The organism is Methylomonas sp. HW2-6 (assembly GCF_052474525.1).
This window is the reverse complement of sequence record NZ_CP184124.1, coordinates 2,897,952-2,913,677: the sequence shown is the minus strand read 5'-3', so window position 1 is coordinate 2,913,677 and position 15,726 is coordinate 2,897,952. Positions and strand designations below refer to the sequence as shown.

The window sequence follows — 15,726 nt, the reverse complement described above, 5'->3', positions numbered from 1 at the left end:
GAGTTTCTCATGCCTCGATACCTGCCTTTACACGATGTGTTGCAAGCGTTGACCGAGCGTTTGGCATCTGGAGAGCACGTCATTCTTAGCGGTCACCGCCGCATCGGTAAAACCCAGTTGATGCAGCATTTGGAAGCCAACGCGCCGGATGCTTTTCTGCCGACGTATGTGGTCGTCGAGTCGGTCGATACCGTTGACGAGTTTTATCGCAAGTTGATTTCCCATCTGGCCGATCAAAGCTTCCTCAGTCGCTGGGACAAGTTGGGCTGGCAAATCACCAGTCGTTTCAAATCCATCAATATTCAGGAAATCGGTAAAAGCGTCAGATTCGGCGACGCCAAATCGTTGGATTACCACGCCGAGTTTTGCCGGCTGTTGGAAAACCTGGAGCCAGGGCAGCCTATCGTATTGATGCTGGACGAATTTCCGCAAGCGTTGGAGAACGTTCGAGCGAACGAGGGCGATCAGCAAGTCAGAAAACTGCTGACTACTCAGCGCGAGCTGCGGCAAGAACCCCGGTACAAAGGCAAAATCCAGTTTCTTTATGCGGGTTCCATCGGCTTGCAAAACGTCGTGGAGGGCATGGGGTTTACCAAACACATCAACGACCTGCGCGAAATCAAAATGCGCCCGTTCCGCCGTGACGAGGCTCGGGATTATTTGCAGTGTTTACTGGATAAAAAATTGCTACAAGCCAGTGACGCCTGGTTGGAAACATTGCTCGACCGTATCGATTGGCTGGCGCCGTTCTACATCAGTTTGCTGATCGACGAGCTTCACGCATCGCCACTGGCGGAACAACATATCGACGAGGCCTTTCAAGCCATGCTCGGCCATCGACACAACTTCGAGCACTGGCACAACCGGCTAAAGCCGCAAGCGCTCACCAAACAAGAATACCGTTTCTGCAAAACGCTGCTTAGCTCGGCGGCCGACCCGGAGCGCCTGGGTATCTATTACGGCGAGGCCTGCAATTTGGCGGTGCAACACGAGGTCATCGACGAAGTGTCCCGTTTGTTGAACATCCTGCAACACGACGGCTATCTCGCCCGCGACGAACAAAACCGTTTCCGTTTCATCTCCCCGGTGCTGCGTGCCTGGTGGTGGAAAGAAATCGCCAACTGACCGGAGCCGAGCATGACCGTCGCCGCCATTTATAATCCGCAGGAAATGCAGGAAGACTTGTTCGTCGAACGTTTCGTGGTGCGCCGCGACACCTTGGCGGAACTGCTGCAACGCATCCGTCAAACCGAGCCGGAGCAAACCTTCAAACACACCATCATTCAAGGCCTGCGCGGCCAAGGCAAAACCACGCTGCTGCGCAAGTTGTCGATTTGCGTGCGCGACGATGCCGAATTGTCGCCTTGGCTGATACCGGTACTGTTTCGGGAAGAAGAATACTCGGTGACCTCGCTGTGCCGGCTGTGGGAATTGGTCGGCGACTATCTGGCCGAACGACCCGAGTTCGAAGCGTTGCCGGAGCGGTTCGAAGAGGCCTACGCCTCGCCGCATTACGAAAAGGACTGTTTTTCGATCTTGGCCGATGCCTTGCAGCAAGCCGATAAAAGCGTGCTGTTGTTGATCGACAATCTCGGCGAAATGCTGGAAAAATTCGACATTCGCGATCAGCAACGCCTGCGGGAAATCCTGCAAACCAATCGCCGCGTCCGCATCGTCGGTGCCTCCGCGGTAATGTTGGAACAGCATTACGACCAAGGCAAACCGTTTTTCCAGTTTTTTACCGTTAAAACCTTGTCTGGTCTCAATCGCGAGGAAACCCACGAATTGCTGTTGGGCTTGGGCAACGCCGAGCAGACCGCAAAAATGCGGGAAATTCTGGAAACCAAAGCCGGCAAGGTCGAAGCCTTGCGCCGCCTGACCGCCGGCGTGCCGCGCACGATGATTCTGCTGTTCGAAATCTTTCTGGACGACCACGGCAGTGCGTTGGACGACTTGGAAGTGCTGCTGGACCGAGTCACGCCACTGTACAAACACCGCCTGGACGACCTGCCTACCCAGCAACAAGCCATCGTCCATGCCATTGCCCTGGGTTGGGATGCCATGTCCACCAAGGAAATTGCCGCCAAAACCAAGCTAGCCAGCAAATTGATTTCCGCGCAATTGAAGCAGTTGGAAAAGAACCGTTTGATCCGCTGCATTCCCACCTCGACCAAGAACCATCTCTACCAATTGGAAGAACGCTTCTTCAATATCTGGTGCTTGATGCGGCTAGGGCGGAAGAACGACAAGCAACGGGCGATTTGGTTGGTCAAGTTTTTGGAAAGTTGGTGCGACGAGCAGGAATTGGCCGAGCGCGCCGAGCGGCACATGGATGCTTTAAAACAAGGCAAATTGGCGCCGCGCCATGCCTTGTTGTGGAGTCAGGCGCTGGCGCAGAGTTTGCGGGATTTGGAATTGCAGCAGCGGGTATTGGATACGACACGAGAATTCTTTCCGCAAGTGGCGGAGAGTTTGCCGGAGTCGGATTATGTGTTGTTCGATAAAGCAGATGAAGCATATAAACGAGGTAACTTAAAAGAAGCGTTGCAGCTTATATTGCCCGTAGCTGAAAAAGGTATTCCAAGGGCAATGGGATTGACGGGTGTTTTTTATCAAGATGAGGGCAAATTGAAGCTGGCCGAGTCTTACTATCAAAAAACTGCGGAGAAAGGTCTTCCGGTTGGCTTTTGGGCATTGGCTCGCTTATATCAAGATCAAGGAAAGTTCAAAAAAGCAGAGCGTTATTATCTCTTAGCAATTGAAAAGGGATTTTCAGGTGCGACGATTGATCTTGCCAAAAATTATGCTGAACAAGATAAATTGGAACTTGCTGAACACTATTTTTCGATAGCGGTGGGCGAGGGGGATGCAGAAGCGATATGCGATTTCTCTACCTTTTATCTGATGCACGGCCTGCAGCCGCGTGAAGCGCTAAGGCTACTCCGTAACGCTTTGGAAATTGAGCCAAAAGCTGTTTCAAACAGGTTGTTGGGTTTGGTGACCCTATGGAACGAAGATTATCTCGATGCTTTCAATTTCATCGAGCAAGACTTGATTGAACTTGAGGGAGACCAAAATGAAATGAGAATATTACTTCCTTTGCTAGTTATGATGTTAATAGCCAAAGGTCAAACCGCATTCGCATTGAAATTGTTCGAAAACGAAAAATATCGACACCTAAATCTGAAAGAACATCTGAAGCCTTATTACTATGCCGTGTTGCAGGAAATCGGCGAGTCCCGCCGGGATGATGTCTTGCGAATGGGGCCGGAGTTGGAGCAGACCGTTGCCGAAATTCGGCTAAATTTCGAAGGCTTTCGGCGGCGATACCGTTTATTGCCAGAACAATCAACTGACTCAAACCCCGTATAATCGCCCGCTTTTTACCTGCTATATCCGATGTCTTCAACCGAAACCCTGAAACAACTTTCCCGAAACCTTGCCAGTTGCATGAGCGTCGATAGGCATTCGCTCAAACGCCAGCTTGACCGCTTGCGCAACGAGGCGGGCAAAGGCAAGGAAGTAGGCGGGCAACTCCAGCAACTGGCGGACAAGATCGAGCGTTCGATCAGCCGTTGCAACCAGCGGCGCGCCTCGGTGCCGGTTATCCAGTATCCGGATTTACCGGTCAGCGGCAAGAAGGACGAGATTGCAGAGCTGATTAAGAGCAATCAAGTAACGATAGTCTGCGGCGAGACCGGCTCGGGCAAGACCACGCAGTTGCCGAAGATTTGTCTGGAGATTGGCCGCGGTATCAGCGGCATGATCGGCCACACCCAACCGCGGCGGATTGCGGCGCGCACGGTGGCCGACCGCATTGCCGAGGAACTGGGCCAGGCTATCGGCAACACGGTCGGTTACAAGGTGCGCTTCCACGACCAGACCGCGCCGAATTCGCTGGTCAAGTTGATGACCGACGGTATTTTGCTGGCCGAGACCCAGAACGACCGCTACTTAAACCAATACGACACGCTCATCATCGACGAGGCCCACGAGCGCAGTCTAAATATCGACTTCCTGCTCGGCTATCTGCGCTGGCTGCTGCCCAAACGGCCGGATTTGAAGGTGGTGATTACTTCGGCGACCATCGACCCGGAACGATTCGCCAAGCATTTCGGTGGCGCGCCCATCGTCAACGTCTCCGGCCGTACCTATCCAGTCGATATTCGTTATCGGCCCATCGAGTTGATTGAGGAAGACGACGAAACCTCCGCCGATTTGCAGCAAGCGATTCTGGATGCGGTGGACGAGTTGTACCGGGATTTGCGCGGCGACATTTTGATTTTCCTCAGCGGCGAACACGAAATTCGCGAGACTACCGAATCCTTGCGCAAGTCGCATAACAACGGCCGCTACGAGGTGTTGCCGTTGTATTCCAAGCTCAGCGTGGCCGAGCAGGAGCGGGTGTTCAAGCCGTCCGGCAACAAACCGCGTATCGTGCTGGCCACCAACGTCGCCGAGACTTCGCTGACCGTACCGGGCATCCGCTGCGTGATCGATTCCGGCCACGCCCGCATCAGCCGCTACAGCGCCCGCAGCAAGATCCAACGCTTGCCGATCGAACGCATCTCGCAAGCCAGTGCCAACCAACGGGCAGGGCGCTGCGGTCGGGTCGCCGAGGGTATCTGCATCCGGCTGTATTCCAAAGAGGATTACCTGGCGCGGCCGGAATTTACCGATCCCGAGATTCTGCGCACCAACCTGTCGTCGGTGATCTTGCAGATGGCGGCGCTGAAGCTGGGCGACATCGAGGAGTTCCCGTTCGTCGAGCCGCCTGACGAAAAAATGGTCCGCGACGGCAAGACCTCGTTGTTCGAAGTCGATGCCTTGGACAAACAAGGCAATCTGACGGAAACCGGCCGGCAGTTGGCGAAGATTCCCACCGACCCGAAACTGGCGCGGATGCTGCTTGCGGCGGCGCAATTGGGTTCGTTGCACGAAGTGGCGATCATCGTTTCGGCGCTCAGCATCCAGGACCCGCGCGACAAGCCGGCCGATAAATTGCCCCAAGCCGAAGCCAAACACGCCCAATTCAAAGCCGAGGATTCCGACTTTTTGACGCTGTTGAACCTGTGGAATGCTTTCGAGGAACAGAAAAAGCATTTGACCAACAGCAAGCTGCGCAAATACTGCCAGGACAACTTTCTGTCCTACATCCGCATGCGCGAATGGCACGACATTCATACTCAAATCATGCAGGTGGCGCGCGGCGATTTGGGTCTGAAGACCGCCGGCAATCCGGCCAATTACGAGCAAATCCACATGGCCTTGCTGCCCGGTTTGCTGTCCAACATTGGTTTCAGACATGAGCAATATGAATATCTGGGTGCGCGCGGCCTGAAGTTTTTTATTTTCCCCGGTTCCGGCCAACACAAGGCGCGGCCGAAGTGGATCATGGCCGCCGAGCAGGTCGAGACTAGCAAGGTCTATGCGCGTACCGTCGCCAAGATCGAGCCGGAATGGATAGAAGCTTGCGCCCAGCATTTGGTCAAACGCAATTACTACGACCCGCACTGGGAGAAAAACGCCGGTCGCTGCGGTGTGTTCGAACGCACCTTGTTATACGGCTTGACCCTGACCGCCAAGCGCAAGGTGCCTTACGAGAACGTTGATGCCAAGGCGGCGCGGGAGATGTTCATCCGCCATGCGCTGGTGAATCAGGACTACCATTCCAATGCGCCGTTCTTCAAGGCCAACGAAAAACTGCTGGAGGAGGTGGGATACATCCAGCACAAGGGCCGCCGCGTCGATTTGATCGAAGACGAGGAATGGCTGTATCAGTTTTACGACAAGAAACTGCCGGCCGAAATCGTCAGCGGCATTACCTTGGACCAGTGGCGCAAGCAGGTCGAGCGGGATAATCCCAAGATTCTGTTCCTGACCAAGGAAGACCTGACCCGCACCGACGACAACCAAATCAACGACTGGGATTTTCCGGACAGTAAAAAAATCGGCGATTTGACCATCGAATTGCATTACCGCTTCGAACCGGGCCACGACGAGGACGGCGTTACCGCGATCGTGCCGGTGCATCAGCTCAACCAAATTCGGCAAACCCCGTTCGACTGGCTGGTGCCGGGTATGCTGGAGGAAAAGGTCGTGGCTTTGATCAAGGGCCTGCCCAAGCATCTGCGCAAACATTTCGTGCCGGTGCCGAACACCGCCAAGGCCTGCCTGGAAATCGAGCCGGATTTCAAAGGTTCGCTGTACGAATGGCTGAGTAACCGCTTGCGCAAATTGACCGGCGAGGCGATTCCGCTCAACGAATGGCAGCCGGACGCCTTGCCGGAACATTTGAAGATGAACTTTCGGGTGGTCGACGATGCCGGCCGGGCCATCGGTTACGGCCGCAATCTGGCCAAGTTACAGGCCCAGTTCGCGACCAAGGCCGGCGACAGTTTCGACAAGCTGGCTCAGGAAGAAATGAACCATACCGGCTGCATCGCCTGGGCCTTCGACGACTTGCCGGAGACCTGGCAGTTCATGCAAAAAGGCCAGAGCTTCATCGGCTTTCCGGCGATTTTGGATGAAGGCCAGACGGTTGGGGTGAAGATTCTGGAAACTCAGCACAAGGCCGAACTGGCCCACTTCGACGGCCTGACCAAGCTGTACCAACTGGTCTGCAAAAAAGACGCGCAATACATTTTAAAGAATCACGGCGTATCGCCGGCCTTGCAACTGGCCTACAACCAATTGCCGGCGCATCCGCTGTTGAAAGACCGCGTCGGCGGCGATTTCAAGGAGGATGTGTTGTATGCAATCTTTGCCGCGGTGTTCGTCGAAGGCCAGACGATTCGCACGCAACAGCAATTCGAGTCTATTCTGGCGACGAAAAAGTCGACATTAATGTCGACCATGACGCAGACCGGCAAGCAGATCGGCGAAATCCTGGCACACTATCAAACATTGAGCAGGCGCCTGCAGCAACCGGCTGTGGCGCCGGGCTTGCGCGAAGAAATCGAACAACAACTAAGCTTGCTGGTACACAAAGGCTTTTTGCGGTACACGCCGGCGGGGCAATTGCAGTCCGTGTCGCGCTATTTGAAAGCGGTGGAATGTCGTTTGGACAAGCAAAAACCGGACTCGGCCGAGGTACAGGGCTTGCAACGGTTGAACCAACGCTACTGGCAATACATAGCGAAGCAGAGCAAGACCGTCACGCCAACGCCGGAGCGGGAAACTTTTCGCTGGGCGCTGGAGGAACTGCGGGTGTCTATATTCGCCCAACAATTGAAAACGGCATTTCCGGTGTCGGTGCAGCGCCTGGAAAAGCAGTGGAGCGACAGCTATTAACAGCGGCGCTGGATAAACCATAACCAAGAGGGCAAACGATGATACCGATTCGCGATTCGATACCTTGCCAGACTAAGCCTTACGTCACTTGGGGCGTGATGGCCTTGTGCGTCGCGGTGTATTTGATGATGTTGCTGATGCCGGACGAAGTCGGCCAGCACTTCGCTTACATGTACGGCATGGTGCCGATTCGTTATTCCAACCCGGATTGGGCTTATGCCTTCGGTCTGCCACCGGATCACTATTTGTCGTTTCTGACCAGCTTGTTTTTACACGGCGGCTTTTTGCACCTGTTGATGAACATGGTGTTTTTGTGGATCTTCGCCGACAACATCGAAGATTTGATGGGGCATAAACGCTTTGTGGTGTTTTACATCTTGTGCGGGCTGATCGCGACTTATACCCAATGGTATTTTTATCCGACCATGGCGGTGCCGGTGGTCGGCGCTTCCGGGGCGATTGCCGGCGTATTAGGCGCCTATTTTGTGCGTTTCCCTTACGCGACGGTGGTGATTCTGGTGCCGATCCTATTTTATCCGCTGTTTTTTCAGGTGCCGGCGATTGCCTTTCTCGGGTTTTGGGTGATCGTACAATTGGGCGACGCTTTCACCGCGGCCGTGTTCGACAACGTCGCGGTGGATTCGGCCTGGTGGTCGCATCTGGGCGGTTTTGCGGCCGGGGCGCTGTTGCATCCGCTATTCATCGAGAATAAGCCGGAACAACAGGATTTGAGCGCCGAATAGCGCCGGTTGCGGGCAAAAAGTAGAGAAAACGCTAGGGGTTTTATTTTATAATGCCGACGTTAGCAAGCGGCGGAAAATACGATAGAAATCAAGGCCGTTGCTTATAAGTCCAAAAGAATCCCCATTCAATCGAGAAATATTGATCATGAAAAACCTAAATGTTGTGCTGGTCAGGCTGCTGCAATTCGTGGTGTTTGCCTTGTTTACATTCATCGTGCTGGTTTATTTCGGCACCATGATTCTATTGCCGCTGGATATCGTGGTATTGATTACCAAAGCCTTGAGCGTCCTCGGTATCGGTACTGTGTTCGGCGCAATCATTGCGGTACCTGCCGTGGCTTACCTGGGCAAAATCGTTTACAACACGCCGGGTTTGATTCAAATGATCGTCGAAAACGGTATTGAACTGGCCAACTTGGGCAAACAACGGGTAGAGGCTTTCAATAAAATCGCCGAAGCCGCGAAATAAGTTTTCACCAATAAGAAAAAGGGGCCTTCTGGCCCCTTTTTTGTGTCTGGCGGTTTACAGTTCCCGGGTGGCGCTAAAGTGGATGTCAGGCCAGCGTTCTTCCGTCAATTGCAGATTGACCCGGCTGGTCGCCAGATATACCAGATAGCCGCCGCCATCCTCGGCCAGATTTTCGAAGGCCTTGTTCCTGAACTCTTCCAGTTTAGCCGGATTGGCCGAGCTGACCCAGCGCACGGTATTGATCGGCGAGGCGTCGTAAACGCATTCGACGTTGTATTCGTGCTTCAAGCGGTGGGCGGTGACATCGAACTGCAAAATACCCACCGCACCCAGAATCAAGTCGTTGTTTTTCAGCGGTTTGAACAGCTGAGTGGCGCCTTCCTCGGTCAATTGCACCAAGCCTTTTTGCAGCGCCTTGGCGCGCAGGGGGTCTTTCAATACCACGCGGCGGAACAATTCCGGCGCGAAGTAGGGGATGCCGCCGAATTTCAGGTTCTCGCCTTGGGAGAAGGTGTCGCCGACCTGGATGGTGCCGTGGTTGTGCAGGCCGATGATGTCACCGGGATAGGCTTCCTCGACGTTTTTGCGGCTGTCGGCCTGAAACGTAATCGCGTTGGCCACCTGGATGCTTTTGCCGATACGGACGTGATGCATCTTCATGCCCTTGTCGAATTTACCGGAACTGATGCGCATGAAGGCAACGCGATCGCGGTGGGCCGGGTCCATGTTGGCCTGGATCTTGAACACAAAGCCGGTGAATTTGTCTTCGCTCGGTTCCACCAAGCGTTGCTCGGCCTGGCGCGGACGCGGCGGCGGCGCGAATTCGGCGAAGGCGTCAAGCAGTTCGACGATGCCGAAGTTGTTGATCGCCGAACCGAAAAACACCGGAGTTTGTTCGCCACGCAGATATTTGTCCAGATCGAATTCGTGGCTGGCGCCCTTTACCAAGTCGATTTCCTCACGCAATTCGTCAGCCTGCAAACCGAGGAGCTGATCGAGTTGCGGGTTGTTCAAGCCCTTGATTAGGGTAGATTCCGCAATTTTGCCGCCGTGCTGCGGGTTGAACAGCAAAATCTCGTCCTTATATAACTGGTAGACGCCTTTGAAGCGCTTGCCCATGCCGATCGGCCAAGTCATCGGCGCGCATTCGATTTTCAGCACGCTTTCCACTTCGTCCAGCAGTTCGATCGGCTCGCGGCCTTCACGGTCCAGTTTGTTGATGAAGGTCAGGATCGGCGTGTCACGCAAGCGGCAGACTTCCATCAATTTGATGGTCCTGTCCTCAACGCCCTTGGCAACGTCGATCACCATCAATGCGGAGTCGACCGCGGTCAGCGTGCGGTAGGTGTCTTCCGAAAAATCTTCGTGGCCCGGTGTGTCAAGCAGGTTGACAATCGCGCCGTTGTGCTCGAACTGCATCACAGACGTGGTGACCGAAATCCCGCGTTCCTTTTCCATTTCCATCCAGTCGGAGGTGGCGTGGCGCGCCGCCTTGCGGCCCTTGACCGAGCCGGCCAACTGAATCGCGCCGCCGAACAGCAGCAGTTTTTCGGTGATGGTGGTTTTACCGGCGTCGGGATGCGAGATGATGGCAAAGGTTCTGCGGCGCTTATATTCTGGGACTTCCATGGAGATTCTTGATAGGTTTCGCGGTAAATGTTGCGTCCGAACTGAAATGACGCAATTAAAGATCAAACCGGCATTATAACGTAAGCGGCCGCCGCGCTGGACGCTTGCCAGGTAAAGCAAAGATGTGTTGGTCGGCTAGGTCCGCAGACTCGTGGAATCAGCCTGGCGAACGCCGCCGGGCGTGACGCTGAACATACCAATAGCAGGACAGGCTGCCGCACAAGCCGCCCAACGAATCGGCCAGCCAATCCAGTGCGCTCGCTTCGCGGCCGACGACAAAGGATTGGTGCCATTCGTCGGACAGTCCGTATAAGCTGCAAAATATCGTGCCGATGACGAAGTGCCAGTGGCGCGGCACCGAGAAATGGGCGAAGTAGCGCCAAGCGAACACCGCCATCGCGAAATAGGCCAGGAAATGGTCGAGCTTGTCCTGGTTTTCGACCAGCGCGTGGTCGGGCAGTTTGGTTTGGTCGGAAAGCCAGAAAATCAATGCGCAATACAGCAGCAGGGCGGATAGATCCAGAATTTTGGACATGATGCGGCTCAGGTTTCCGGTGGCGGTTGCAGCGGTTTGCGGTAACTGTCGAACAAATAGCTGATTTCCTCCAGACCGTCTTCTATCGACCAGGAAACCGTTTTGGACAGCAAATCCAGCAAAATCACGCCGTTGACGGCGGCGTCTTCGCTGATTCCGGCTTTCAGACGCTGAGTCAGGTGCTGGTTGACGACTTGTAGGTTTCGATAGATTTTCAGTAACTCGTCGAGCTCCAGCGAATAGGGCAAACCGTCCTGGCGGCGAAAATATTGTGATAACAAAAAGGTAGCAGTCACTCGATAAATGGTTTCGTCCTGATCGGCCAAAGGCAGATGAAAGCGCGCCATCGGCTTCAGATATTCGGTGTGCGGGCAGGGACTGGTGGCCATGATCAAACCCAGAATCGAACTGGCAATGTGTTGCGCCGTGGTTTTGCAGTGAATCGTGCGTCTGTCGGTAATGACTTCGACGCTCATCGGTTTATGCGACACCAAATGGCCGCACAACTCCAATAGCGGCGCCAGATTGACGGCTACCGGGCAATGCGGCGTTTGGGCGGCGTGCAGCGGGCAGTTTTGGCATTGGTGGTAGCTCAATTCGGTCCAGTACGGGTAGGGTGCCTCAGCCGCCGGAACTAAGGTCATGGTCGGTTTGTGGATTTCGACGAGAAATTCCGCGCAAGTGTAATCTTCGGCGGTAAGCCTGTAGACAAAACGTAACAGGTCTTGCGGCGGGTATGCGTTGGACATGGGAGATGTAGCTTCAACCTAAATTCTGATGATTGTAGCGCTGCCTGTAAGCGTTTGCTTGGGCTTGTTTGGCATTCGTTTTTGCGACGCCACAAACCCGCATTGAAGCGCTAACGCCGCTTTTCGGAGCGCTTCGGCACACCCTGGCCGCTTTGATTGCTGCGCGGAGTATGCTTTCGGCGCTGCTCGTGTTTGTTATTCGCGTTATCGAAGCCGGTGTGCTTGGTCTTAAAGGTCTGTGTTTTGGCCGGTTTGTTCACCGGTTCGGCGTCGGTTTTCGGTTGAAAACTCGGCACCAAATGCTGCTTGCCATTGCCGATCAAGTCCGCCCGCCCCATTTCCTTCAACGCTTCCCGTAATAGAGGCCAGTTTTTCGGGTCGTGGTAGCGTAGAAAAGCCTTGTGCAGCTTGCGCTGTTTCATGCTGCGCGGAATCGGGATGTCCGGGACGTTACGGCCGATTTTGTGCAGGGTATCCTTGCCGGAATGGTACATGGCAGTGGCAATCGACATCGGCGACGGCAAAAACGCCTGCACCTGATCGGCGCGGAAGCCATTGCGTTTCAGCCATAGCGCCAGATTCAACATGTCCTTGTCTTCGGTGCCGGGGTGGGCGGCGATGAAGTAGGGGATCAGGTACTGTTCCTTGCCGGCTTCTTTCGAGTACTTATCGAACATCTGCTTGAAGCGGTCGTAAGTGCCCATACCCGGTTTCATCATCTTCGACAAAGGGCCTTGTTCGGTGTGTTCCGGGGCGATTTTCAGGTAGCCGCCGACGTGGTGACTGACCAGTTCTTTCACATATTCCGGTGTCTCGACGGCAATGTCGTAACGCAGGCCGGAGGCGATGAAGATTTTTTTGATGCCGGGTAAGGCGCGGGCGCGGCGGTAGAGTTTGACCAGCGGGGTCTGATCGGTGTTCAGGTTTTGGCAGATGCCGGGATAAACGCAGGACGGCTTGCGGCAGGATGCCTCGATTTTCGGGTCCTTGCAGGCCAAGCGCCACATGTTGGCGGTGGGCCCGCCCAGGTCGGAAATATTGCCGGTGAAGTTGGGCGAGGTGTCGCGGATGGCTTCGATCTCGCGGATAATCGAATCTTCCGAACGGTTTTGAATGATGCGGCCTTCGTGCTCGGTAATCGAACAAAAGCTGCAGCCGCCGAAACAGCCGCGCATGATCAGGACCGAATGTTGGATCATTTCGAAGGCCGGAATATTGGCCTTGCCGTAAGCATGGTGCGGCAAGCGCGAATAGGGCAGATCGAACACGCCGTCCATTTCCGGCGTGGTCAGCGGCAGCGGCGGCGGATTGATCCAAACCTCGCGGTTATCGTGGCGCTGGATCAGGGCGCGGGCGTTGCCGGGGTTGGTTTCGCCGTGCATCACCCGCGAAGCGTGGGCGTACAAAATCGGATCGTCCTTGACCGCGTCGTAATCCGGTAGCCGAATCACGGTTTGGGCGCGGTTTTTATTGGCGATGGGTTTGAATTGGATGACTTTTTCGTTATCCGCCAGCCCGGTGTCGGCCGATGTCGGCGCCGATTCGCAACTGGGCATTTCCTGATACGGATTCTGGTGCACGATGGCTGCGCCGGGCTGATCGAAATGGGTCGAATCCTTTTCGATCCAGCCTTGCGGCACTTGTTTGACAAAGTGGACGGTGCCGCGGATGCCTTTCAAATCGTGAATGCTCTCGCCCTTCGCCAATCGATGCGCAATCTCGACGACTTGGCGCTCGGCGTTGCCGTACACCAGCAAATCAGCCTTCGAATCCAGCAAGATCGACTTGCGTACCTTGTCCGACCAGTAGTCGTAATGGGCGATGCGGCGCAGGCTGGCCTCAATGCCGCCGATGACGATAGGCACGTTTTTAAAGGCTTCCCGGCAACGGTGCGAGTAGACGTTGACCGCACGGTCCGGGCGCTTGCCGGCCTCGCCGTTGGCGGTGTAAGCGTCGTTGGAGCGGATTTTCTTGTCCGAGGTATAGCGGTTGACCATCGAATCCATATTGCCGCCGGTAACGCCGAAGAACAGCGTTGGCTGGCCGAGCTTGCGAAAATCGTCGGCACTGTGCCAATCCGGCTGGGAAATGATGCCGACCCGAAACCCCTGCGCCTCCAGCACCCGGCCGATTACCGCCATGCCGAAACTGGGATGGTCGACGTAGGCGTCGCCGGTTACCAGGATAATGTCGCAGGCGTCCCAGCCCAGCGCGTCCATTTCCGCGCGGCTCATCGGCAATTCCGGTGCCGGACCGAAGCGGTGGGCCCAGTATTTTTTGTAACCGAAGATGTTGGGGGCGTTGTGAATCATGGTTTCAGAACTCGATGCAGGAGGCTGGGATTATTGCGTTTAAAGTCTTGCATGAACACTGGGAATTCCAGTTGATATTGCAGCTCGAGCGCTTTGGCTTTGGTTATCAGGGTTTTGAACTGCAGTTTCGGAAAGTTTTCGCCGAAGGCAAAGCCGATGACATTGCCGCGGTTCCGCACCGGCAGAAACAGCATGCGCCAACTGAAAATCCTGCCCATATGCCAGGAAACTTGCTGAAACATGGCCTTATCGGTACCCCATAAATTGATCACCAACACCCCGTCCGGTTTCAGCAGACTGCGGCAATCGTCGAAAAAACGTTGGCTGCCGACTTCAGGCGCCATGCCGTTCTCGCCGTACGCATCGATCATGATCACGTCGTGAATCTCCGACAGTTCCTGACTTTGACGGCGAACATGCTCGGCGCCGCAACCGATTTTGACTTTCAGGCGCGAATTGAACGGCAGGCCGAAGTGGCTACGGGCCACTTTTAACACGCTGCTGCGGAATTCGACGACTTTCAGCCGGCATTCCGGGAACTGGTGCAGCATAAATTTGGCGATAGTGCCGCCGCCAAGGCCAATCATCAGCACATCACGCGGGTCGTCGTTGAACAGCAGCAGCGCCATCATCGCCCGGGCGTAGAAGGAATGCAGCCGGTTCGGATCGGCCATCAACATGCTGCTTTGCCGGGCAGGCGAGCCGAAATGCAGAGCGCGTTCGCCGTTGTTGTCGACGACTTCGATCACGCCCTCGTCGTCATGGCTTTGGTGAACGACTAGGCCTTCGTATTTGTACATGCAGTGCGGCAAACGGAAAAGACGGGGCTATTTTCCTTGAAAATCCGCTGCTTGTCTTCTGATTCCTGATAAATCCGCTGCCGGCGGCGGCAGCGAGTAGACGAATTGCCGTTTGTGCGCTCGACACTTGCGGTCTTAGGGTTATCGCCCTACAGTGGAGGCTCCCAAAACCACTATTCCGAGGCTTCGTTATGAACAGACTATTGCCGATCCTGGTATTGATGGCGCCGGCGCTTGCGACAGCCAATGCCGCCGATAGCCGGAGTGTCCCCCAGCCTGCTGCGAACCCGAAAATGCAGCAGATGTTGGAAAAGATTCAAGCGATGCAAAACTGCATGAAAGACGTCGACAAAGCCGAGCTGCAAGCTTTGGAATCGCAGGCCAAACAATTGAGTAGCGACGTCAAGCAGTTGTGCGCCGCGGGCAAGCGCGACGAAGCTCAACAACGGGCGATCGGGTTCGGTCAGGAAATCGCCGCAAACAAAGCCATGCAATTGACCAAAAAGTGTAGCGAAGGCTTGGCCGGGTTGACACCGGACCTGGTCGCGGCAGAATCCTACTCGGAAAGCGGCAAAGCTCGCCATATTTGCGATAACTCGATACATCCTTAGTCCGGCGAAGCAGACGGTGCCGGCGGCCGCAGGCAGGCGATTCGCCCATGTCGTTGTTCAACTCCGCCGGCATCGCGTAAAATCGCTTTTCGCCATCATGTCCGTATTGGAGAAGAAATCATGAAATACCGTTTGTTTGCTTTGCTGATGCTCGCCGCCGGCTTGGCCAATGCCGAAGAGGCCAAAGAAGACTGGAACGAAACCAGCTTAAGCAATGAATCCATCGAAAAAATTCAAAAAGCGCAATTCAATTATAAAAAGTGCGTAGTCGACACGATGCAAAAACCGGATTTTGCCAAGCTGGAAAGCCGCAACGCGACCGATGCCATCATTAAATTGTGCGAACCGACGCTAGCCGAAATGCGCCAGGTTTATGTCGACGCGCAGGTGCCGGGCGTCATCGCCGACCGCCACTTGAAAACCATGCGCATCAAGGTTACCCGCAATTTGTTGCAGGAACTGATGTACGCCGAGGCCGCAAAAAAATCCGGCATGCCTCAGTGATTTAGCCGAGCCGACCGGCAATCTGGTCGCCGGCTGGTCCGTTCTGCGCTTGCCGCTTTGTATTCCCCCAATATCCATTTT

Annotated in this window: 12 protein-coding genes; 7 read left to right on the top strand and 5 right to left on the bottom strand. The window is 54.9% G+C overall.

Going from position 1 to position 15,726, the window contains the following annotated elements:
• Positions 1-9: 9 nt before the first annotated feature.
• From ACH518_RS14270 to ACH518_RS14250, 5 genes are all read left to right on the top strand, one after another.
• Entirely contained in the window at positions 10-1,125 is a 1,116-nt protein-coding gene (locus ACH518_RS14270) for an AAA family ATPase (RefSeq protein ID WP_445370569.1), read from the top strand.
• Positions 1,126-1,137: 12 nt separating this feature from the next.
• Positions 1,138-3,372, top strand: coding sequence for a hypothetical protein (locus ACH518_RS14265; protein WP_445370568.1), 2,235 nt, complete (start codon positions 1,138-1,140; stop codon positions 3,370-3,372).
• A 27-nt stretch (positions 3,373-3,399) separates the two neighbouring features.
• A complete protein-coding gene (hrpA, locus tag ACH518_RS14260) occupies positions 3,400-7,293 on the top strand; it encodes an ATP-dependent RNA helicase HrpA (RefSeq protein WP_445370567.1) in 3,894 nt (1,297 codons plus the stop codon).
• A gap of 38 nt (positions 7,294-7,331) precedes the next feature.
• On the top strand, positions 7,332-8,036 hold the full coding sequence (locus ACH518_RS14255; RefSeq protein ID WP_445370566.1) for a rhomboid family intramembrane serine protease: 705 nt from the start codon (positions 7,332-7,334) through the stop codon (positions 8,034-8,036).
• A gap of 145 nt (positions 8,037-8,181) precedes the next feature.
• A complete protein-coding gene (locus ACH518_RS14250) occupies positions 8,182-8,505 on the top strand; it encodes a hypothetical protein (RefSeq protein WP_140911289.1) in 324 nt (107 codons plus the stop codon).
• A gap of 54 nt (positions 8,506-8,559) precedes the next feature.
• On the opposite strand, the gene ACH518_RS14245 is transcribed toward ACH518_RS14250, so the two are convergent.
• The 5 genes from ACH518_RS14245 to ACH518_RS14225 form a co-directional block, all read right to left on the bottom strand.
• Positions 8,560-10,134, bottom strand: a complete 1,575-nt coding sequence (locus tag ACH518_RS14245) for a peptide chain release factor 3 (RefSeq protein ID WP_445370565.1) — start codon at positions 10,132-10,134, stop codon at positions 8,560-8,562.
• Between the two features lie 157 nt (positions 10,135-10,291).
• Positions 10,292-10,669, bottom strand: coding sequence for a VanZ family protein (locus ACH518_RS14240; protein WP_445370564.1), 378 nt, complete (start codon positions 10,667-10,669; stop codon positions 10,292-10,294).
• 8 nt (positions 10,670-10,677) lie between these two features.
• Positions 10,678-11,418, bottom strand: a complete 741-nt coding sequence (locus ACH518_RS14235) for a DUF6901 family protein (protein ID WP_445370563.1) — start codon at positions 11,416-11,418, stop codon at positions 10,678-10,680.
• A 110-nt stretch (positions 11,419-11,528) separates the two neighbouring features.
• Positions 11,529-13,730 carry a YgiQ family radical SAM protein gene (locus tag ACH518_RS14230; RefSeq protein WP_445370562.1) on the bottom strand — a complete coding sequence of 734 codons (2,202 nt, stop codon included), beginning with the start codon at positions 13,728-13,730 and terminating at the stop codon, positions 11,529-11,531.
• A complete protein-coding gene (locus tag ACH518_RS14225; RefSeq protein ID WP_445370561.1) occupies positions 13,727-14,530 on the bottom strand; it encodes a spermine/spermidine synthase domain-containing protein in 804 nt (267 codons plus the stop codon). Before ACH518_RS14225 ends, ACH518_RS14230 begins: the two co-directional genes overlap by 4 nt.
• Positions 14,531-14,721: 191 nt before the next feature.
• On the opposite strand from ACH518_RS14225, the gene ACH518_RS14220 reads away from it, so the two are divergent.
• Positions 14,722-15,141 carry a hypothetical protein gene (locus ACH518_RS14220; protein ID WP_445370560.1) on the top strand — a complete coding sequence of 140 codons (420 nt, stop codon included), beginning with the start codon at positions 14,722-14,724 and terminating at the stop codon, positions 15,139-15,141.
• Positions 15,142-15,261: 120 nt separating this feature from the next.
• Positions 15,262-15,645, top strand: coding sequence for a hypothetical protein (locus ACH518_RS14215; RefSeq protein WP_445370559.1), 384 nt, complete (start codon positions 15,262-15,264; stop codon positions 15,643-15,645).
• Positions 15,646-15,726: the final 81 nt, after the last annotated feature.